The organism is Bacillus sp. PK3-037 (assembly GCF_054161355.1).
In genome coordinates this window covers 184,684-207,156 of record NZ_CP096408.1, presented here as the reverse complement: position 1 = coordinate 207,156, position 22,473 = coordinate 184,684, and the positions used below count along the sequence as shown (strand labels likewise).

At 43.2% G+C, this 22,473-nt stretch carries 15 protein-coding genes and 3 pseudogenes; 7 read left to right on the top strand and 11 right to left on the bottom strand.

The window, feature by feature from the left end:
* Window positions 1–83 precede the first annotated feature (83 nt).
* Window positions 84–3,217 (top strand): annotated as a pseudogene (locus tag M1D69_RS01095) (DUF3427 domain-containing protein).
* Here M1D69_RS01095 and M1D69_RS01090 read toward each other — a convergent pair.
* From M1D69_RS01090 to M1D69_RS01080, 3 genes are all read right to left on the bottom strand, one after another.
* Window positions 3,206–3,595 (bottom strand): (deoxy)nucleoside triphosphate pyrophosphohydrolase, encoded by a 390-nt coding sequence (locus M1D69_RS01090; protein WP_458104856.1) that lies wholly within the window; start codon window positions 3,593–3,595, stop codon window positions 3,206–3,208. The pseudogene M1D69_RS01095 and the gene M1D69_RS01090 sit on opposite strands and share 12 nt — an antisense overlap.
* 220 nt (window positions 3,596–3,815) lie before the next feature.
* A complete protein-coding gene (locus M1D69_RS01085) occupies window positions 3,816–6,575 on the bottom strand; it encodes an AAA domain-containing protein (RefSeq protein WP_458104857.1) in 2,760 nt (919 codons plus the stop codon).
* A gap of 159 nt (window positions 6,576–6,734) precedes the next feature.
* The gene (locus M1D69_RS01080; protein ID WP_458104858.1) at window positions 6,735–8,147 is read right to left on the bottom strand and encodes a glycoside hydrolase family 43 protein; all 1,413 of its coding nucleotides are present in this window, start codon (window positions 8,145–8,147) and stop codon (window positions 6,735–6,737) included.
* Between the two features lie 620 nt (window positions 8,148–8,767).
* Between M1D69_RS01080 and hutP the strand changes: the two genes are divergently transcribed.
* From hutP to M1D69_RS01050, 6 genes are all read left to right on the top strand, one after another.
* Complete coding sequence (hutP, locus tag M1D69_RS01075; RefSeq protein WP_003236310.1) at window positions 8,768–9,214, top strand: hut operon transcriptional regulator HutP; 447 nt, start codon at window positions 8,768–8,770, stop codon at window positions 9,212–9,214.
* 112 nt (window positions 9,215–9,326) lie between these two features.
* Window positions 9,327–10,853: a histidine ammonia-lyase gene (gene hutH / locus M1D69_RS01070; protein WP_458104859.1), complete on the top strand. Its 1,527-nt coding sequence runs from the start codon at window positions 9,327–9,329 to the stop codon at window positions 10,851–10,853.
* Window positions 10,850–12,517, top strand: a complete 1,668-nt coding sequence (gene hutU / locus M1D69_RS01065) for a urocanate hydratase (protein ID WP_458104860.1) — start codon at window positions 10,850–10,852, stop codon at window positions 12,515–12,517. The genes hutH and hutU overlap by 4 nt, the downstream gene beginning before the upstream one ends.
* A 4-nt stretch (window positions 12,518–12,521) precedes the next feature.
* Entirely contained in the window at window positions 12,522–13,787 is a 1,266-nt protein-coding gene (hutI, locus tag M1D69_RS01060; RefSeq protein WP_458104861.1) for an imidazolonepropionase, read from the top strand.
* Window positions 13,780–14,739 carry a formimidoylglutamase gene (gene hutG / locus M1D69_RS01055; RefSeq protein WP_458104862.1) on the top strand — a complete coding sequence of 320 codons (960 nt, stop codon included), beginning with the start codon at window positions 13,780–13,782 and terminating at the stop codon, window positions 14,737–14,739. Before hutI ends, hutG begins: the two co-directional genes overlap by 8 nt.
* A gap of 76 nt (window positions 14,740–14,815) precedes the next feature.
* Window positions 14,816–16,243, top strand: a complete 1,428-nt coding sequence (locus tag M1D69_RS01050; protein WP_458104863.1) for an amino acid permease — start codon at window positions 14,816–14,818, stop codon at window positions 16,241–16,243.
* A 42-nt stretch (window positions 16,244–16,285) separates the two neighbouring features.
* Here M1D69_RS01050 and M1D69_RS01045 read toward each other — a convergent pair whose 3' ends face one another.
* The 8 genes and pseudogenes from M1D69_RS01045 to M1D69_RS01010 form a co-directional block, all read right to left on the bottom strand.
* Window positions 16,286–17,587 (bottom strand): pyrimidine-nucleoside phosphorylase, encoded by a 1,302-nt coding sequence (locus M1D69_RS01045; RefSeq protein WP_458104864.1) that lies wholly within the window; start codon window positions 17,585–17,587, stop codon window positions 16,286–16,288.
* Window positions 17,588–17,615: 28 nt separating this feature from the next.
* Window positions 17,616–18,797 (bottom strand): nucleoside permease NupC, encoded by a 1,182-nt coding sequence (nupC, locus tag M1D69_RS01040; protein ID WP_458104865.1) that lies wholly within the window; start codon window positions 18,795–18,797, stop codon window positions 17,616–17,618.
* Window positions 18,798–18,888: 91 nt separating this feature from the next.
* Window positions 18,889–19,560: a deoxyribose-phosphate aldolase gene (gene deoC, locus M1D69_RS01035; protein WP_024123415.1), complete on the bottom strand. Its 672-nt coding sequence runs from the start codon at window positions 19,558–19,560 to the stop codon at window positions 18,889–18,891.
* Window positions 19,561–19,665: 105 nt separating this feature from the next.
* Window positions 19,666–20,607 (bottom strand): DNA-binding transcriptional repressor DeoR, encoded by a 942-nt coding sequence (gene deoR, locus M1D69_RS01030; protein WP_458104866.1) that lies wholly within the window; start codon window positions 20,605–20,607, stop codon window positions 19,666–19,668.
* A gap of 133 nt (window positions 20,608–20,740) precedes the next feature.
* Window positions 20,741–21,571, bottom strand: coding sequence for a DUF1206 domain-containing protein (locus M1D69_RS01025; protein WP_277851804.1), 831 nt, complete (start codon window positions 21,569–21,571; stop codon window positions 20,741–20,743).
* Between the two features lie 64 nt (window positions 21,572–21,635).
* Window positions 21,636–21,839, bottom strand: a complete 204-nt coding sequence (gene eutH, locus M1D69_RS01020; RefSeq protein WP_458104867.1) for an ethanolamine utilization protein EutH — start codon at window positions 21,837–21,839, stop codon at window positions 21,636–21,638.
* Between the two features lie 8 nt (window positions 21,840–21,847).
* Window positions 21,848–22,035: pseudogene (gene eutH / locus M1D69_RS01015) on the bottom strand (ethanolamine utilization protein EutH); the annotation flags it as partial.
* Window positions 22,036–22,107: 72 nt separating this feature from the next.
* Window positions 22,108–22,365: pseudogene (locus M1D69_RS01010) on the bottom strand (MmgE/PrpD family protein); the annotation flags it as partial.
* Between the last annotated feature and the right edge of the window lie 108 nt (window positions 22,366–22,473).

The window sequence follows — 22,473 nt, the reverse complement described above, 5'->3', positions numbered from 1 at the left end:
CAATGCCATTTGCAAATCCCTGTTACCTATAGTCAATAATAATGATAAAATTAGGATATCTATCTAAATATGGGGAGCAAAAAATGACAAAAAACAGTGGTTTTCATGAAGAATTGCAAGAAAAAAACAAGCTTTATCCCGCAGAACATCAATTTCAACCTGTTTTACCGAAAGAATATACAGAAATTTTAACATTACATATCGCTAAACAATTTGGCGAGAAAATCCAAACGCTTTTTCAACATGGACAATATCATCAGGCGGTTGAATTAACCCAAAAAATATCTTCTGATCTTGGTAATGATACTGCCTTTGCAATTCCACTTTCTACAGTTCTTTATCATTTAGATGACATGGATCTTCCTGTATCGGAGCATTTTTCACTATCACGGTTGAATCTGCTCGGAAACCATAGAGCGGATGATAATTTTTTTAAAACATTAAAGAATGAAATGTTAACTGCTGATCGTGTGGATTTTATGGTCAGTTTTACAAGGTGGTCTGGTGTCCAACTTCTTATTCCACCATTACAAGAGCTCAATAAACGTAATGTGCCAGTACGTATTATCACATCAACATATATGGGAATTACTGAACCTAAAGCACTTAAACAACTCATGCAATTTCAAAATGTCGATTTGAGAATTGTAAATGATTACCGTCAATCTTTTCATACAAAAGCTTACTTATTTGAACGTCTTTCAGGGCAACATAGTGTCATTATTGGATCATCAAATCTTTCGCAATCCGCTCTGACCACTGGGTATGAGCTAAATGCGAGAATACCTGATACAAAATATCTTCCTATTTTTCAACAAACAAAAGATGTCTTTAATAAAGTATGGCTCGAAAAAACACAACCGGTCGATGACCAGTTTTTAAAAGCTTATGAAGAATTTCAAGCAGCTAACCACAAAATGAGCGCGTCTCTCGTCTCTCAAAACTCTCTTTATCAAACAAAAATAAAACCTAATGCCATGCAAGAAATAGCTCTTAAAAACCTCAAGAAAACGAGAGAGCAAGGTGAGGAAAAGGCTGTTATTATCGCTGCAACTGGTACAGGAAAAACATATCTTGCAGCATTTGATTTTTCCGAATATCAACCAAAAAAATATCTTTTTATCGCTCATCGTGAGGAGTTACTAACTAAAGCTATTGAAACATTTGAAAAAGTCACAAATGACCCTGATAACTTTGGATTGTTAACTGGATCGAAAAAAGAATGGAATAAAAGGTTTTTATTTAGCACAGTTCAAACCTTGCATAAAGAAGAAACATTAAACGGTTTGCACCAAATGAATTTGATTACATTGTCATTGATGAATTTCATCATGCAGAAGCCTCTACCTATCAATCAGTGTTGAATTACTTTAAACCTGAATTCTTATTAGGTTTAACTGCAACTCCAGAACGTTTAGACGGTAAAGATGTGCTTGAGATCTGCAATCATAATGTTGTCTATGAAATCCGCCTTCGAGATGCGTTAGAAGCTGAATTGCTCGCCCCATTTCATTACTTTGGTATTCCGGATCATACTGTTGATTACGATAAAGTAAAAATAACAAACGGGGTCTATGATGAACGCTCCCTGGTCAACCACTTGAAAAACCATGAGCGAGTCGATTATGTAATAAAGATGATAAATATGTACGGTTTTTACGGAAACAAAATGTGTGGGTTGGGCTTCTGTACTAACGTTGAACATGCCCAATATATGAGTCAAGAATTTAATCAATTAGGATTCCATACAACATATTTAACAGGGCAGGATTCCTCGGGACAACGTCAGAAAGTGATTAGAGAACTTGAAGATCCGCATCATAGTTTAGAACTGATTTTCACAGTAGATATTTTTAATGAAGGCATTGATATACCAAAATTAAACTTACTGCTTTTTTTGAGACCGACTGAATCACCAACCATATTTATTCAACAGTTAGGAAGAGGATTAAGAAAGACTGATGATAAAGAGTTTGTAACGGTACTTGATTTTATAGGAAACTATCAAAAATCATTTGTCATACCGCTAGCCCTCTCTGGACAAACAAGTCAAAAATCGTTTGATAAAGATTCGTTGCGAGTTGCAGTTACCCATGAGTTTGCAGACTTACCTGGTGGGTCTTATGTAGATCTTTCATCTGTAACGAAGAAAGAGATTTTACATAAAATAGATAGTATTAAACTAAATTCAGCTGCCATGCTAAAAACATTATATGATCAATTTAAACGAGATATTGGGCGTTCCCCAGAGCTACTTGATTTTCTTTATTCAGATCAAGCTCCAGGGCTTACCTTTTTTATAAAAAAATATAAGTCTTGGGTCGAAACGAAAAGAAAAATGGATGACCTTCATTCTTTTGATAAAGAAGTATTAAATGATTCGTTAGTTTTAAGAATGGTATCCTGGTTAGAGCAACAGTTTCCGATTAAGTGGCCTTATGATTTATTAGTGTTACAATGTGGATTTAATATACAAAAAATCACTGTAAATGATGTGAAAAAGTCTTTAGAAGATACATTTCATTTACAAATCAAAAACACTAGTATACACGACAACTTGATTAAACGATCTATGGAGCGTTTAGCCACATCACATAAGAAACAACAATGGAGTTTTGGTATAGTGAAGGAAAATACGTTCATACTACAATCAGATATTATCGAACGTTTATGCCATCCTCAGTTTGGTCCTTATATTAAGGAGCGTATCCAATATGGTTTAACTGAATTTAGACGTATGAATAATTTAGAAGCACTTTTATCAAGTGAACTACAACTCACTTTGTATCAAACATATACTAGAAATGAACTCATACATTTATTTCAATCAACTGATCAAGAGGGAACGTGGCGAGAAGGTGTAAGGAGAGTTAACAATAACTACTTAATTTTTATTACATTAAATAAATCTGAAAAAGTTGAGGACCATTTGTTATATAAAGATTACTTTATGGATCCCTATCATTTTCATTGGCAAAGTCAAAATCAAACATCACATGATTCTACTGTAGGTCAGAATTTTATTAACCATAGACAAAGAGAATATAAAATACATCTATTCGTACGTAAATTTAACGAAATGCATGACATCACCTTACCTTTTATTTATCTAGGTAAAGTAGATTACGTATCAAGCAATGGGGACAAACCTATGAATATAATATGGAAGCTCCATCAGCCTGTCCCAGAAAACTTGTATGTTGATTTAATTAACTAGTGCATTTACAGTTGGAAGATCAGCAGGTGCCCATTCAAGTGACTCAAGTTCACTCACGGGCACCCATCTGAGTTCTGCATGTTCTTTAGCAACAGGTTCACCCTCAACAATTTTTGCTTGAATAGAAATCAAATTAACAATGACTTTCTCATATTCGTGATGAATGTCAGCGATAATTTCACCTGCTTCAATTTTACAACCAAGCTCCTCATGAATTTCTCTGACAAGAGCTTCTCGTGCATTCTCTCCCTCTTCAAGTTTCCCTCCTGGGAATTCCCATAGATTGGCCAAAGACATGGTTGGCGAACGAAGTGCACATAATATCATATCTTTATCGTTTTGAATTACTGCTGCAGCTACTTTGATTGTTTTTTTCATTTTATTTTTTCCTTTCATTTCTTATTAAGTCACAAACCTATATTTAATATTACATTTAGTGATCTGATCTTCATTTTTAGTTAAACTTTATCATACTGAATAGGTTGTGGGACAACAACATAATCTTTTGACTATATAGAGTAATTTTCACTCACCAAAAGAGCTAAATAGTTAGACGAATAACTATTTAAGCAATATTCACTTATCCCTTGCTAGTATTTTAATCATTCTTTAACTTATTCGTTTTTAAAATAGAATTTAGCAGTACTTTTATTTTTTCAGCCTCGCCACTCTCATTTGTCCTTAATCTAATAAAAGGTATCCCCGATTTCTTCAGAATAGAATCTTTTAATTGATCCCGTCTTTTCTGGTCATTTGAATAATGATAAGCAGTACCGTCTACCTCTATTACACCAGCAGGTTCATTCCCCATCTTGTAATAAAGCAAAAAATCAAATCGAGCTACTGTTTTAACGAATTTTTGTTCCTTTTCGTTTAAATGGGAGGTATTGTTAAATAAATCCTTTAAACGATACTCCCTTTTAAATTCAATTTTCTTGTAGGCTTCTTCTTTAAGAATATCTCTGAGCAAACTCGCAATAATCCTTTCAGATTTATACTTTGAGTCACTCTCTCGTAGTTTATTTTCTCGTTGTACTAAAACTTCTGAGAATTCTTTATATAGTAAATCGAACACGGAAATAACCTGACTTTCATGATATAAACTAGCTTCTGTATAATATTCCATATAACGTATTAACTCGGAGATTTCTTTATTACTTCTCTTGAAAATATCGACGGCAGATACTAAAACAAAACGTTTTTTTGCTCTCGATATGGCTACATTTATTAAAGTGGCACTATCAACAAATTCAATATCCTTTTTACCACCCTTATCATCAAGTACTGTGGAGAAAATAATCCCATCACATTCTCTTCCTTGAAACTTATGTACAGTATCTTTAATAATTTCTTCTCTCATATAACGATTAGCTGCTTGTATCTGGGCTCTATAAGGAGCAATAAATCCAATATCATCAAAATCATGTGGGAAAACCTTCTCTCTAATCGTTGCCTCTTCAAGAGAATCCAATTCACGAACATTGTGTCGTCCGCCTTGGAACCTCATATGATTTCCTTTAACGGTTTTTATTAAAATAATTGAAGAATCCTCTACTTCATCATATTTAGTCAACGGAATGAGATTGCCTTCATAATATTGTTCATTACAAAATTTGATGATCATAGGGTGGCAACGATAGTGCTCCTTTAACAAAGTAACGGGAATTTTTTTCTCATATACTTTTAAAATTGAATGTAGCAGGCTATTTTCTACATAATCAAAGCAAGGTTCTACTCCCATTTCTCCCTTTGATATGTTCTTATCTGGTATGTGAGGTAGTTGTTTTGTATCTCCAACAATAATTACATTTTTAGCACAACCTAGAGCAAGGATACCTGGCATCAATTCTAACTGTGAGGCTTCATCTACAATTAAGTAATCAAATAAGAAACCATCTGGAATTGATTTCATTAAAGAGAATGCAGTACTCAGAATAATAGGATATCGATTTATAAATCGATCAAACTGCTTTGCATCTTTATATTTCTTGTACTCAAAATTCTCTTTCTTAATCGTTTTTTGTTTATTATGTATATAATTTTTGAAAATTAATGTAGAGTAATTTTGAATTCGATTACTTAGTGCTTCAAAATTTTTGGCATGTAGCATTTGATTTATTTCACTTAACTCGGTATTTAATTCAGTTAGTTTTTGCTTATAGAATTGATATTGGAGTTGAGAAAGCATTTTCTCTTTATTTAAACTGTCCCCTATTTGTTTGAAGTCATATAATCCATAGTAGAAAAGATATTTTGTTTTCTTAAAGAAGTTCATACGGTTTTGTTTGTTGAGTACTTCATCAACCATAAAATTTAGAATCTTAGAATTATTAAACTTATAAAAGGGTAAAAGCTTTGGCTTTATTGTTTCTAATGAATCAAAATGTTGTTTATAATATTTTTTCTCTGTTTCTAGGTCTTTTATTTGCTGTTTTATTATTGCTTGTCTGTTTTGTAACTTTAATAGTTCTTTAATAGATTCTACATCATTTAAGAGGGTTTTCAGTAACTCTGATTCTCTCTCATTCTCAATCTTCCATTCGGCTATATTTTGAGGAAATTCCGGAAGTTTCTCAAAGAATTTTTTTTGATTATCTTGGCTACCTAATGATGCAAGAAGAAAATCGTAGCCTGCTTTCTTCATTTTTTCTCTAACATTGTCAACTGCAGAGTTATTACTTGAGACAATCGCAGCATTCTTTCCTTTCATCACTAAATTAGTGATTAGATTTAAAATAGTTTGTGTTTTTCCCGTACCAGGAGGGCCTTCAATTACACTTATTTGAGAAGAAAAAGCTGATTGAACTGCCTGGATCTGACTTAGGTTTAAACCAAAAGGAAAAAGGAGTGTCTCTGAATCCTTATATACTCGACTTCCCTTCGAAAAATAAGCATAGAGAGCACTTTCTATTCTCAATGGCATACGCTGAATTTCACCTTCCAAAATAGGTGGGATATCATTTTGTGTTTTATCTTTAACAGCTGCTATATATCCAAAATAATCTAATAAATGTTTAAACTTTGCATTACCCAAAGTAATCTTTTCAATATCTTTTTCTTTATAAATATATTTCTGATCATTTCCACTAAAATTCAAAACAGCATATTTATCTCCATATATTATAACGTTTTCAATATTCGCTTTTACATTTCCCTTTAAAACGAGTCGTTCTTGTTTGTTAATGACCATTTCTCGAACAGGTCTAATTATACACCTATCTAACTCTTCACTTTTCTTCATTCCACTTTTCAATGTAATATGAACAATTATTTTAGCATTATCACGTTTAGATAATCGCCATTCTTTAATTTGATCAGAATATGTTGTATTACCTACCTCAATGCTTACACCCGACAAATTATTCCCTCCAAAAATATCTTATTTATCTATATAAAATTGTTATTTTTTGTTATAGTATACAAAATTAATAAGAGATTATCAAAATACCTATTAGAGTAGTAAGTAAGAAAAGAACCTTTTCTTAAATCAAGAAAAGGTTCTCAAACATAATTTATCTTATAATTTTACTCCCCAAACAGCCTCACCGCTGCCATTCAATACACTAAATGTCATGACGTTCTTCTCTCTCACCGAATCCCACTGGCGTAAAAATACCCCATTATACGTCTTGCCGTCTAACGTGATGTCGGCTGTATCATCTCCAGTTTTCTTCCACGTTCCGGTCATTTCCCCGGAAATGGTGTGGTCTTTGTTGAGCTGAATGTTGATGGTTTTTTTGATGTCGGCTGAGATGTCTTTTCCGTGCTGGATGAGTTTGTATGTTCCTGTGATATCTTTTTGTTTTACTTTTTTCAGTGTTTCACCTGCGTATCGATATGGCGCCACTACCGGCCAGCCGTCTTTGTTCATGAACATTTGGTGGACTCTGACTTCGTGTTCTTCACCTCTGCCCGGGAAGCGGGTGTGGAAGATTAAATAAGAACGGCCGGTTTTTTCGTCATAATAGGCTGAGTTGTGGCCCGGTGAGACGTATCCGGCTCCTTTTTCAGTTTCTGTTTCAAATGTATAGCTGCCCATGAGTTTGACGCCGTACGGCTCAATGGAGCGGTCATCGAAGAATGTGCCTTCTTTGCCTTGGACATTAATCATTGGATTGTCCTCTGCGTCGTAATACGGGCCATCTGGTTTCTTGGAGCGGGCGACACGGATGTTGTAGCCGCCTGTTGCGTCTAGACCGCCATATGATAGGTATAAGTAGTAGTAGTTGGTGTCTGGATTGTAGAGAACATACGGGCCTTCGATTCTGCTGTGGTTGCCGCCGAGCAGTTTTTTGCCGTATCCCTGTCCAGGGAGCGGGAAGCCAGTTTTCGGATTCATTTCAAGTATGAAAATGCCGCCTGAGTATGAACCGTACACCATCCACAGCTTTCCGTTTTTATCAAAAAATGTGTGCGGGTCTACGACGTTCGGGTGTTTGGTTGCGTCATACGGTGTTCCATCATTGCTTGTGCCTTCCATGCCTGATTTCAAAAAGAGGCCTTTGTTTTTATAGGGTCCTTCGATGTTGTCAGCGACGGCCACTCCCATGGCGGATCTTGGTGAGTCACCGCGGCAGGCGTTGTAGTACATATAGTATTTGCCGTCCGCCAGCTGTGCGACATCAGCCGCCCACAGGGTATCGGATTGTGCCCATTCGAAGGTATCTTTTAATTCTTCATAGACATTTGGAATAAGTGAGTTGTCGTTGCTGACACTGTTAGTCAGCTGCTGCCATTGCATGAGGTCATTTGTTTTTGCTGAAGCGAGATGAGATCCAAAAACATAAAAGGTGCCATTTGTTTCAATGATGGAAGGATCATGGACGCTGACTTCTTTAAAGACGGGTTTTTGTGCATAGACGGAGTTTGGGAGGGTGAAGGCCATGATAAGAGCTGTAAGAAAACATACACGGAACAATCGGTTGAACATCTAAACAATTCGCCTCTCTTTTTTATTAAATTTTAAACGCTTACATTCTTCTATGAAGAAACCCCAGCCTATTAAAACAGCCGAATGTTTTCATATTCAAACAGATAGGTGATTTCTCACTGTTCTCTTACATTGTCTGGCTGTTTGCGCAGAACTGCTGCTTGCATATCCTCTCCTTCATAGTTCAACTCTTTTGCTGTTTCTCCTTCTTTCATCACTCTGTTTTTCATTTGCTTACATGTAATTTTTGTAAAGTCGTCGACTGTGATACAGCCATTTCGTTGTCGGCATTTTTTAAGATGATGCCTGACTGCCCGTCAATACCGGAGTCATTTGGCTTGGCGGTGCTGAGGATGTCATTCGGCTGGCTCTTGAGAAAATGCCTTGCGAAAAATACGACTTAGTAAACGCATATTGAGAGTAAGACAGCGGCGCTTGCCTCCTGTCTGGATATCGTGTGCAATCGCTGAAAAAACCCGTCCTGCTTTCTGCGTCACGATATCACAATACCAATCTAACTTGTTAAAGACTGTAAAAAACCTTTTGACTTCTATTGCTGAAACAATTAATATAATACTCAGTTAATAGTTATCAGAATTTTTAGGAATTGAGTGATTCATATGACACTGCACAAAGAGCGCCGGATCGGCCGGCTGTCTGTTCTACTGCTGCTGAATGAAGCGGAAGAAAGCACACAGGTCGGGGAGCTGGAGCGAGATGGATGGAAGGTCTGTCTCGGCAAGGTAGGATCAATGGACGCGCATAAAGTAGTAGCCGCAATTGAAACCGCTTCCAAAAAGAGCGGAGTCATTCAATCTGAGGGTTATCGTGAGTCACATGCGCTTTACCATGCGACGATGGAGGCCTTGCATGGCGTAACCAGAGGTGAAATGCTGCTTGGATCACTGCTTCGGACGGTTGGCCTGAGGTTCGCCGTTTTGAGAGGAAATCCTTATGAAAGTGAAGCGGAAGGCGATTGGATTGCTGTCTCGCTTTACGGAACAATCGGGGCGCCGATTAAAGGACTTGAGCATGAAACATTCGGCGTTGGAATCAATCACATATGAAACAGCCCATAGATCTTAGACGATAGGGGGCTATGCGTGAAATCAAATTTTCACAGCATAGCCCCTTTTTGTATGGGCGCTTTACCAAAGTAAAGACAAAGGAGTTGGGCTTATGGTGACATTAGACGGTTCTTCATTGACAACAGCCGACGTCGCTCGTGTGCTGTTTGATTTTGAAGAGGCAGCGGCTTCCGAGGAAAGTATGGAGCGCGTGAAGAAAAGCAGAGCGGCAGTGGAGCGGATTGTTCATGAAGAAAAGACAATATACGGCATCACCACCGGATTTGGCAAATTCAGCGATGTCCTGATTCAGAAGGAAGACTCGGCGGCGCTGCAGCTGAATTTAATCCTTTCACATGCCTGCGGTGTCGGCGATCCTTTTCCCGAGTGTGTGTCCAGGGCCATGCTGCTTTTGCGCGCCAATGCGCTGTTAAAAGGTTTTTCAGGTGTACGTGCGGAGCTGATTGAACAATTGCTTGCTTTTTTAAATAAACGCATCCATCCTGTCATTCCCCAGCAGGGATCACTTGGCGCAAGCGGCGATTTGGCGCCGCTTTCCCACCTGGCGCTTGCGCTGATCGGACAAGGAGAAGTCTTTTTTGAGGGGGAAAGAATGCCGACAATGACAGGCTTGAAAAAAGCCGGTATTCAGCCGGTAACGCTGACATCCAAGGAAGGGCTTGCCTTGATTAACGGAACTCAGGCTATGACTGCTATGGGTGTGGTCGCATACATTGAAGCGGAAAAACTAGCCTACCAAACAGAGCGCATTGCCAGCTTAACGATTGAAGGGCTGAGAGGAATTATAGATGCGTTTGACGAGGACATTCACTCCGCCCGCGGCTATCAGGAGCAGATCGATGTCGCAGAACGAATCCGTTTTTATCTATCTGACAGCAGCCTGACGACCTCTCAAGGAGAACTGCGGGTCCAGGATGCCTATTCATTGCGCTGTATTCCGCAAGTGCACGGTGCGACTTGGCAGACATTAGGATATGTCAAAGAAAAATTAGAAATTGAAATGAATGCAGCTACGGACAACCCTCTCATTTTCAATGAAGGTGACAAAGTCATTTCTGGCGGAAACTTTCACGGGCAGCCGATCGCCTTTGCCATGGATTTTCTAAAAATCGCAGTATCAGAGCTTGCGAATATCGCAGAGCGCAGGGTCGAACGACTTGTGAATCCGCAGCTGAATGACCTGCCGCCGTTCCTAAGCCCTCATCCCGGTCTGCAATCCGGTGCAATGATCATGCAGTATGCCGCTGCCTCGCTTGTTTCTGAAAATAAAACACTGGCCCATCCCGCAAGTGTGGATTCTATCCCGTCATCCGCCAACCAAGAAGACCATGTCAGCATGGGAACCATCGCCGCGCGGCATGCTTATCAGGTGATTGCAAATACAAGGAGAGTCATTGCGATTGAAGCGATTTGCGCATTGCAGGCGGTTGAATACAGAGGCATAGAACATGCAGCGTCCTATACGAAACAGCTTTTTCAAGAAATGAGAAAAGTCGTGCCGTCTATTCAGCAGGACCGCGTTTTTTCCTATGACATCGAACGCTTGACTGCCTGGCTGAAGAAGGAATCTTTATTACCATATCAACAGAACCAAGAACTGAGGGGGATGAACATATGACTCATGTAAAAAAATCAATCCGTGCCAATAGAGGAACAGAGCTTGAATGCTTAGGATGGGAACAAGAGGCGGTACTTCGGATGCTTCGAAACAACCTTGATCCGGAAGTCGCCGAGAAGCCGGAAGACCTCATCGTATACGGCGGGATTGGCAAAGCCGCTCGGGATTGGGATGCATTTCGCGCCATTGAGTATTCTCTGAAAACACTAAAACATGATGAGACATTGCTCGTGCAATCCGGAAAACCCGTTGGCATGTTCCGTACGCACCCGCAGGCACCGCGCGTGCTTTTAGCAAACTCTGTTCTTGTTCCGAAGTGGGCGAACTGGGAGCATTTCCACAAGCTTGAGAAAAAAGGGTTAATGATGTACGGACAGATGACGGCAGGCAGCTGGATTTACATTGGCTCACAGGGCATATTGCAAGGAACCTATGAAACCTTCGCTGAGCTCGCGAGACAGCACTTCGGAGGAAGCTTAAAAGGAACATTGACGCTGACAGCCGGGCTCGGCGGAATGGGAGGCGCCCAGCCGCTGTCTGTCACGATGAATGATGGAGTTGTGATTGCCGTCGAGGTTGATGAAAAACGAATCGACAAACGAATTGAAACGAAATATTGTGACCGTAAAACAGCGTCGATTGAGGAAGCCTTAGCGTGGGCTGAAGAGGCAAAGCTGGCAGGAAAACCTCTCTCCATCGCTCTTCTCGGAAACGCTGCAGAGGTTCACCATACCCTTCTGAACCGCGGCGTCACCGTTGATATCGTCACCGATCAGACGTCTGCCCACGACCCATTAATCGGTTATGTTCCCGAGGGCTATTCACTTGATGAAGCTGACCGTTTGCGTCAAGACAATCCAGAGCTTTACGTTCGCCTTGCGAAGCAAAGCATGAAAAAACATGTGGAAGCCATGCTGGCATTTCAACAAAAGGGCTCTGTTGTATTTGACTACGGCAACAATATCCGGCAAGTCGCAAAAGATGAAGGCCTGGAGAATGCCTTCGATTTTCCGGGGTTTGTCCCTGCCTACATCCGCCCCTTATTCTGTGAAGGAAAAGGGCCGTTCCGCTGGGCGGCGCTTTCCGGTGATCCGGCAGATATTTACCGTACGGATGCGTTATTAAAAGAACTGTTTCCAGCCAATAAAGCCCTTCACCGCTGGATCGATATGGCACAGGAAAAAGTCACGTTCCAAGGCTTGCCGTCCCGCATTTGCTGGCTTGGATATGGAGAACGAAAAAAAATGGGCCTTGCCATTAACGAGTTGGTCAGAAACGGAGAGCTAAAAGCGCCTGTCGTTATCGGAAGAGATCATTTAGACTGCGGGTCTGTCGCCTCTCCAAACCGGGAAACAGAAGCGATGAAGGATGGAAGTGACGCTGTCGGCGATTGGGCTGTGCTCAATGCGCTTGTCAACACGGCGGCGGGTGCGAGCTGGGTTTCCTTCCACCATGGCGGCGGCGTCGGAATGGGCTATTCCCTGCATGCCGGTATGGTCGCGGTTGCCGATGGAAGTGAGCTGGCTGACGAGCGGCTCGCCAGGGTCTTAACGAGCGATCCGGGGATGGGCATTATCCGCCATGCGGATGCGGGTTATGAACGTGCCGTTGAAGTAGCGAAAAAACAAGACATTATCGTTCCGATGCAAAAAGAAAGGGAGTGATGACATGCCGAAACAAATTGATACGATTCTCATCAACATCGGTCAGCTTTTGACGATGGAAAGCAGCGGCCCGCGCGCGGGCAACAGCATGCAGGATCTTCATGTGATCGAAGACGCTGTTGTCGGCATCCATGAACAGAAGATTGTGTTTGCCGGAAAAAAAGGGGCTGAAGCCGATTACGAGGCAGACGAAATCATTGATTGTTCAGGACGGCTCGTAACGCCGGGCCTCGTCGATCCGCATACCCATCTTGTATTTGGCGGATCTCGGGAAAAGGAGATGAATCTAAAGCTTCAGGGCATCTCCTATTTAGATATTCTGGCGCAGGGCGGCGGTATTTTGTCCACTGTCAAAGACACTCGGGCCGCCTCAGAAGAAGAGCTACTGCAAAAAGGCCGTTTTCACCTGCAAAGAATGCTGTCATACGGCACGACCACGGCTGAGGTGAAAAGCGGCTACGGCTTAGATAAAGATACAGAGCTGAAACAATTGCGTGTCGTGAAAAAACTACATGAGAGCCAGCCTGTTGACCTTGTTTCCACGTTTATGGGAGCTCATGCGATTCCACCCGAATATCAACACAATCCAGATGATTTTCTGGATCAAATGCTTACCCTTTTGCCGGAAATCAAAGAGCAAGAGCTCGCCAGCTTTGCGGATATTTTTACAGAAACAGGTGTTTTTACAGTCAGTCAATCCCGCCGTTATTTACAAAAAGCAGCTGAGACGGGCTTCGGATTAAAAATCCACGCAGATGAAATTGATCCTCTTGGAGGAGCTGAATTAGCGGCTGAGCTAAGAGCTGTCTCAGCCGATCATTTGGTGGGCGCCTCAGATGAAGGCATACAGCAAATGGCTGAATCAGGAACCATCGCCGTCCTCTTGCCGGGCACGACATTTTATCTCGGCAAACACACATATGCCAGGGCAAGAGACATGATTGATGCGGGTGTATGTGTGAGCCTGGCAACGGACTTTAACCCGGGCAGCTCCCCAACTGAAAATATTCAGCTGATCATGTCGATTGCCGCGCTTCATCTGAAAATGACAGCGGAAGAAATATGGCATGCGGTCACAGTCAATGCCGCACATGCCATAGGAAAAGGAGAAGAAGCCGGTCAGCTTAAAGCCGGCCGATCAGCTGATCTTGTCATTTGGCAAGCCTCGAATTATATGTATATTCCGTATCACTACGGCGTCAATCATGTACATCAAGTCATGAAAAATGGGACATTTGTTGTCAACAGGGAGGGAGCCATTCTTGGATAAATACCCTTTTCTCAGAGAGGCCGGTTCATCGTTTAAAGACCGTGATGTAACGAAAATGAGCGATCTGATAGAAAAATGGGACGGCCAAGGCATTAAAGGGCCGGCGCTGATAGGTGTCCCCCTGTCAAAATCCTCTATCAGTCATTCCGGCGCTTCCTTTGCTCCCGGAACAATCCGCCAGGCTCTAAAGCATTCATCTGCTTATTCTGCGGAGCTTGGGGAACATGTCGTATCAGATTTTCTTTATGATCTGGGGGATGTCGATATTCATGTGACTGATATCGTGAAATCACATGATCAAATCTTCCAAACCATGCATGCTCTGCTTTCAGATCACCCAGATTGGGTACCGCTCATACTTGGGGGAGATAACTCCATCAGCTACTCCACCATAAAAGCGATTGCGCAAACGAAAGGAACGACAGCCGTTATTCAATTTGATGCCCATCATGATGTGCGGAACACGGAGGACGGAGGGCCGACAAACGGCACTCCCTTCCGCCGCCTCTTGGATGAAGAGATTATTGAGGGTCAACATTTGATTCAACTGGGGATCAGAGAATTCAGCAACAGCTTGGCTTATGAAACATACGCGAAAAATCATCACGTGGACATCCATACGATGGGAATGATTCGTGAAAAAGGACTGATCCCGACCATTAAAGAGATCCTGCCTGCCGTTCAAACAAGAACAGATTTCATTTTTATATCTGTTGATATGGATGTCTTAGACCAGTCCCATGCACCCGGCTGTCCAGCGATTGGCCCGGGCGGCCTCTATACAGACGAATTACTCGAAGCCATCAAACACATCGCACAAGAGCCCAATGTCGCAGGGATCGAAATCGTTGAAGTTGATCCCACCCTCGATTTTCGAGATATGACAAGCAGAGCCGCAGCTCACGTTCTGTTACACGCATTAAAAGGAATGAAACGCTCCCGATTCAAGTGATCTTCCGGCAGGTTGTATTTTGGTTACAAGAAAACTCATCTGCCTGATAAACGGCAGCTAAAAGGAGGACGAAACGGTGGGTCTTCAAGAAAAAAGCGGCCATCAGCTAAAACGGACAATGAAAAGCAGGCACTTATTTATGATTTCATTGGGAGGCGTCATCGGAACAGGACTTTTCCTCAGTACAGGCTATACGCTCAGCCAAGCCGGACCCGGCGGTACGATACTCGCTTATGTAATCGGCGGATTGATGATGTACCTCGTCATGCAATGTCTCGGTGAATTGTCGGTCGCCATGCCGGTGACCGGTTCCTTTCAAAAATACGCCACAACATTCATCGGGCCATCTACCGGTTTTATGGTCGGCATCATGTACTGGTTGAATTGGGTGGTGACGGTAGGTTCAGAGTTTACCGCATCCGGTATTCTCATGCAGCGCTGGTTTCCAGACAGCAGCGTATGGATGTGGAGTGCGATTTTTGCAGTTCTCCTTTTCGTATGCAACGCATTTTCAGTCAAATTATTTGCGGAAACTGAATTTTGGTTTTCGAGCGTGAAGATTGTCACCATCATTTTATTTATCATTTTAGGAGGCGCCGCCATGTTTGGCTTGATCTCTTTAAACGGGACGGCTGATGCCCCTATGTTTTCAAATTTCACAGGTCATGGAGGATTGTTTCCGAACGGCTTCCTCGCCGTATTTATCGCCATGATATCTGTGAGTTTTGCCTTTTCCGGAACAGAATTAATCGGAGTCACAGCAGGTGAATCCGCAAATCCTCAAAAGGATATTCCGCGTTCCATCCGCAATGTCGCATGGCGGACAGTCATTTTTTTCATCGGTGCCGTCTTCGTATTATCCGGACTGATTTCATGGAAAGAAGCAGGAGTAATCGAAAGCCCCTTTGTAGCAGTATTTGCAGAAATCGGAATCCCGTACGCCGCAGATATTATGAATTTTGTTATATTAACAGCCCTGCTGTCCGTTGCCAATTCAGGCCTATATGCCTCAACCCGTATGCTGTGGTCGTTAGCAAATGAAAACATGATCAGCGCTCGTTTTAAAAAAGTCACATCTAAAGGCATTCCGCTAAATGCCTTAATCATCAGTATGGCTGTATCTTGTTTATCGCTCGTTTCCAGTATTGTGGCGCCTGGAACTGTTTATGTGGTAATGGTAGCGATTGCTGGATTTGCAGGGGTCGTGGTCTGGATGAGCATTGCGCTGTCTCAACTCTTGTTCCGAAAGAGATTTCTTAAAAAAGGGGGGAATGTAAAAGATCTGACATTTCGCACGCCGTTTTATCCTCTTATGCCGATAGCCGCTCTCTTATTATGTTCAGCTTCTTGTATCGGTCTCGCTTTTGATCCCAATCAAAGAATCGCTCTCTTCTGCGGAATTCCTTGTATCATCCTTTGCTATCTCATCTTCTATTTCAAAAGAAAGTTTGAGAAAACAAAAAAAATCAGCCAAGAGGAATATCCGATCGATCATATCCATTAATTAAAACAGCACACCCCACTCAGGATGGGATGTGCTTTATTTTTATTCTGTAATTAACGTATGAATCAGCTTCGGCGCCTTCGCCTCCGCCGCGATACGGATATTGTCATATACTTTCGCGATGACTTCATCGACATTTTCCCGGTTGGCATAGAGCGTCACGAGTGGTTCGCCTTTTTCAACCTTGTCGCCGACCTTTTTGCGGAGCATGATGCCGACGGCTAAATCGATTTCGTCTTCTTTTGTGGCGCGTCCGGCCCCTAACAGCATCGCTGCGACGCCGATTTCGTCCGCGACGATTTCGGAGACGACACCCGCTTCTTTGGCTGGCACATCAATGTGATAAGCCGCTTGCGGAAGCTTAGACGGATCATCAACAATCGAGCTGTCACCGCCTTGGTTTTTCAAGAAATCTTTGAATTTCTCAAGCGCTTTGCCGTTTTTCATGACCTCTTCAAGCTTTGCTCTTGCTTCGTCTAATGTACCTGCTTTTTTCGCAAGCACGACCATCTGACTGCCAAGTGTTAAGACAAGCTCGTGCAGGTCTTCAGGGCCTTCGCCTTTGAGTGTGTCAATCGCTTCTTTCACTTCAAGCGCATTTCCAATCGCAAAGCCGAGCGGCTGGGACATGTCGGAGATGACAGCCATCGTTTGGCGGCCGACCTTGTTGCCGATTCGTACCATTGCTTTCGCGAGTTCAGCCGCATCTTCCTGTGTTTTCATGAAGGCGCCCGCTCCTGTTTTCACGTCAAGCACAATCGCGTCTGCTCCGGCAGCGATTTTTTTGCTCATAATGGAGCTAGCGATAAGCGGGATGGAATTCACCGTGCCCGTTACATCTCGCAGGGCGTACAGTTTTTTATCCGCCGGCGTTAAGTTGCCGCTTTGGCCAATGACGGCAACCTTGTCGCGGTTCACTAGCTTAATAAATTCTTCCTTTGACAGTTCCACGTGAAACCCGTCAATTGCCTCTAATTTATCAATTGTTCCGCCTGTATGGCCGAGGCCGCGGCCGGACATTTTGGCAACAGGCACGTCAAGAGCCGCGACAAGCGGGGCAAGCACGAGTGTTGTCGTGTCGCCGACACCGCCGGTTGAATGTTTATCCACTTTAATTCCTTCGATGGCAGAAAGATCAATCGTTTCACCGGAGTTCACCATAGCCATTGTTAAGTCCGCCCGTTCACGATCACTCATATCCTGGAAGAAAATCGCCATGGCAAGCGCGCTTGCCTGATAATCAGGAATGCTTCCGTCCGTATAGCCGTTCACGAAAAACTGGATTTCTTCTGTGGTGAGTTCTTTTCCGTTTTGTTTTTTGATAATAATATCTACCATTCTCATTATAGTCACCGATCCTTTTCGATTATGTTCAGTAAATCAGACCTACAACTGCCGCTGTTAAAAAGCTGACAAGCGTGGCACCGTATAATAATTTCACACCGAAGCGAGCAACGACGTTTCCTTGCTTTTCATTCAGACCCTTTACAGCACCGGCAATGATACCGATGGAAGAGAAGTTCGCGAACGAAACGAGGAATACTGAGACAATCGCTGTTGTACGGCCGCTGAAATGAAAACCGTTTTGCGAAAGAGACGTCATGGCGACAAATTCGTTCGATACCATTTTTGTTGCCATAATGCTTCCGGCGTTAACAGCTTCATTCCATGGAATACCAACAAGAAAAGCGAATGGAGCAAACACATATCCAAGCAGGTCTTGGAAGGAAATACCGAGTACAGCGTTAAAAATACCATTGATCAAAGCAATAATCGCGACAAATCCGATCAGCATCGCTGCGACAACAACCGCTACTTTGAAACCATCTAAGATGTATTCTCCGAGCACTTCGAAGAAGGATTGTTTTTCTTCATTTTCTACACGAAGCATATCCTCATCTTTTGCGACCTCGTAAGGATTAATAATAGAGGCAATGATAAAACCGCCAAATAAGTTCAATACAAGAGCCGTTACGACGTATTCAGGCTTCAGCATCGTCATGTAAGCGCCGACGATTGACATGGATACGGTTGACATCGCAGAAGCGCAAAGCGTGTACAACCGCTGCTGTGACAGTAAACCGAGTTCTTTCTTTAAGGAGATAAATACTTCTGATTGCCCTAAAATCGCAGATGCGACAGCATTGTACGACTCCAGTCTTCCCATCCCGTTAATCTTGCTGAGGGCAAGGCCGATGTATTTAATAATAAACGGGAGGATCTTCCATTTTTGCAGAATCCCGATGAGTGCAGAAATAAATACAATCGGCAAGAGAACGTTCATAAAGAATGTCGATTGATCCGCATTCACCAAACCGCCAAACACAAAGTTGATTCCTTCCGCCGCATAGCCAAGCAGGTAGCTGAATCCTTGTGCAAATCCTCCTACGAGAAAATTCCCGATCCCCGTATTGAGGAGAATGTAACCGAGAATAAACTGCAAAATGAGCATGACAATAATTGGGCGGATCTTAATTCTTTTTTTGCCGCTGCTCGCGATCCACGCTAGGCCTAAAAACACGATTAAACCGATAATCCCAATCAAATACTTCATATGTGTTTCTCCTTTATTTGTATTCGCTTACATTATTATTTCCCCGGAAAGAAAAGCAGGACCGGAAAGCGATGTGCCTTCCGTCTGCTTCTTAATAATCGTCTCCGCCGGCTCCGTTCTCTCCTTTTACAATGGAAACGCCTGCGCTTGCGCCAATGCGGCTCGCACCTGCTTCGATCATCGTGTCTACATCTTCTTTCGTTCTGATACCCCCGGATGCTTTTACGCCGATATCAGGACCTACTGTTTTGCGCATTAAAGCGATATCTTCCTTCGTTGCGCCGCCTGTTGAGAAGCCTGTTGAAGTTTTCACGAAATCCGCTCCCGCAGAAACCGCTAAACGGCATGCACGTTCTTTTTCTTCATCAGTCAGAAGACATGTTTCGATAATGACTTTGACAAGCGCTTTTCCGGCCGCAGCTTCCACCACACCGCGGATATCCGCTTCCACCACGTCGTCTTCTTTGTCTTTCAAAGCAGCGATGTTAATGACCATGTCCACTTCAGTGGCGCCTTTTGAAATCGCATCCTTCGTTTCGAACGCTTTTGTTTCTGTTGTGTTGGCGCCGAGCGGGAAGCCGATGACTGTACATACGTCAACTCCTGTGCCCTCAAGCTCTTTTGCAGCCAGCTGCACCCATGTCGGGTTTACACATACAGAAGCGAATTTGTATGTTTTCGCTTCTTCTATTAATTTCAAAATATCCGCTTTTTGTGTATGCGGTTTCAAAGCTGTATGATCAATTTTATTGGCTAATGTCATCCTTCGCACACTTCCTTTTTTGTTAAGATATTTTTTAGCATAACCGACTTTTGAACATATGTAAATTGGTAATTGAAATTTTGTTCAGCGAACGGTCTGAGGGTGTCACAAATCATTAACAAGTGCCCTTGCGGTATGCTGGTCAATGATTAACACATTGGCATATTTTCCTGTTAACGCACCATGGATGGAGGACACTTTTCGGCTTCCGCCGGCCACTAATATAGAGCGTTCCTTCAGCCTCAGATCCTCAAGCTCGACGCCGATGGTCCGGTCATTGATGGCGGTGCTGCAAATCTTCCCTTCCTCGTCAAAGAAACGCGAACAGATATCTCCGACAGCCTGATTTTTCAGCAACGTTTTCTCTTCTTCGTTAAAATAGCCGAGCCGGAATAACAGCGCTTCGTCACGGACTGTTCCCACCGTAAAAAGAGCGATATTCGCCTGCTTGCCCATCTCAATGATCCGCTCGATATGACGGTCTTTCTCCACCATTTTCTTCACATCCGCATTATCAAACACGACAGGAAGCGGAAGATAGCGCGGCATCGTTTGAAAAGCCTCTGCAAACAGCTGAATCGTTTCAGCTGAATAGGTGTTTACCCGGGAATGGCTGATGCCGCCTTTCAGCTGGACGACCTCTACGCCTTTCACTTGCTTTGGCTGCATGTTTTGCGCGATCTGATATATGGTGGTTCCCCAGCTGACGCCGACGATGTCGCCGTCTTTTACCGTTTCATGCATATATTCTGCACCGTACCGGCTCAAGTCATGTGTGATTGCTGCATAGTCCGGTGTCGGAGAAAACACAACGTGCGCTTCGAGAAGCCCGTATTTCTCTTCCAGCATGGAACCGAGCGCATCTAAATCCTCAAAAGGGTCCATCACGCGAATTTGGACAAATCCTTTTTCTTTTGCGTATTGCAGCAATCGGGAAACGGTCGGCCTCGAAATGCTGAGCTGCTCTGCGATTTGCTGCTGACTGTAGTCAGACTGATAATAAAGCCTTGCCGCTTCTATGCTTAATTGTTGTTTTTCCCGATCCATTCCGCACCTCCCTTTGGATCAGTTCATGGTGAACCTGCTTTCGATTTGCTTTTATTATACAGGCTGGCAACTGCTTTCATCCACCTGATTTGCAAGAAACTGAAAAACGCTCTGGCACAGAGCTGCCCAGAGCTTATTTTTCCCACTTCATATATTGATAAATGCCTTTCATAATGGCGTATATTCCATATAACACAAGCCCGCACGCCAAAAAGATCAGAATCACTCTGCCATGCGGCTGCTGCGCGAGCTCGGCGAGCGCCCCGTCAAAGCCTCTTGTGTCGTCCGGATCAGAGGTGAGAGCGGTTTTTATGAGAAAGAAGCCGATGGCTGAGAAAATAATGGCACGGGCGATGTTGCCTGCGCGTCCTGTGTTTTTTGCAATACATATCATTTCTTTGCTCATTTTTGACGTATTGAATTCTCTCATAAAAGAAGCCCGGATACCTTTCATGAATTGAACTACTGCAAATAGGATAAAGCCCGCTCCTGTGAGGCCCGTCAGCCACTGCCCAAACGGCTGCGCCAATATATAAGCGGACCACGTCTGTTCTGAAGTGCTGCCGCTCCCATGATCAAAGACAAACCGAAGGGCATTCCACGCAATCGATGCGTATACGGCGGCGCTGAACAAATTTCCCGTTCTTCGCGACAGGCCCCTTCTTCCCGTGCCATGGCCCTCTGTATCCTTAACCGCACTCAGCACCATCCATATGACATACCCGATGAGTCCTATCCCGATGAAGAAAAGCAGAATCGATCCGTATGGCATGCGTGATAAGGTTTGGAGCGCTCCGCTTGAATCCTTTGCCCCGCTGCCAGCTCCGGCAGCCGTCATCAATGCCAGAATGCCGAGCAAGATAAAAACGCCGCCGAATGTAAAATAACCAAGCCTTCCGAATCGCTGTATCCAAGGCTTGGTTTCCTGTTTTATTTTAGAGATGCACTGGTCCTTCGCATCCATGTGCCCAACCCTCTTTCCGGAAACGTTACTGTATCATTTCCCGAATGAGGAGAATTGAAACAGACTATCCTTCAAGAGAATCGTGTCTTTGCTTTTTTGCCGTATAGGCGGGGATCATCCAGGCAGCTGCCGCGATAGCCGTAATGCCGCCGGCTAATTTCCCGATAATCATGGCCGCTGCCATTTCTTTCTTTATTCCCGCCACAAAGCAGAGGTGGCTGCTGAGAACAAAGGCTTCGCTGACCGCAAACGCGACATTGATAACCATTCCCGCTGAATCAGTATGGCCGCAAGCACTGGCGCCAGCGACACAATCCCGACCATTGACAGCGCCAGCGGCCCCATGGCCTTAAAACCTTCCGCAAACCGCTCGCCAAGCCCCATCTGTTTCCCAAGCAATAATCGGCTGCTCCCACTAATAAAAAGACTGCCAGAATACATACAACCTCATCATTCACCGTCATGGCCTTTCTCCTTTTTCAAACGTATGATTTAGCTTTATCATATCATCTGAAGGAGGGGATGAGAGGCGGGTTCTAATCTAAACGCGATAAAAATTCTTTCATGTCAGCGCGCTCAATGGCCTCTATGATATGCGATGCTTTTTGCACATCACTTGGCAGCGCTGATTTTAATTTTTCTTTTACGTCTTCTTCAGACAGACCGTTTCCGGGAGCTCCCTTCGGGCAGTCCACCCGCGCTTCACATATGCGTCCATCTGATAAAAACGCCCGAACAATGGTGAAACGGCCTTTCGGAACCGCTTGAGAGGCTGGCTGAATGCGATTGTCATACCATAATGGAACGGTATTGGTCATTCAACTAGTGCAATAACCTCTATATCGGCAAGAAAACTGAGTCTGATGTAGCAAAGACTCAGTTTTTATTCAAAAAATTGATAT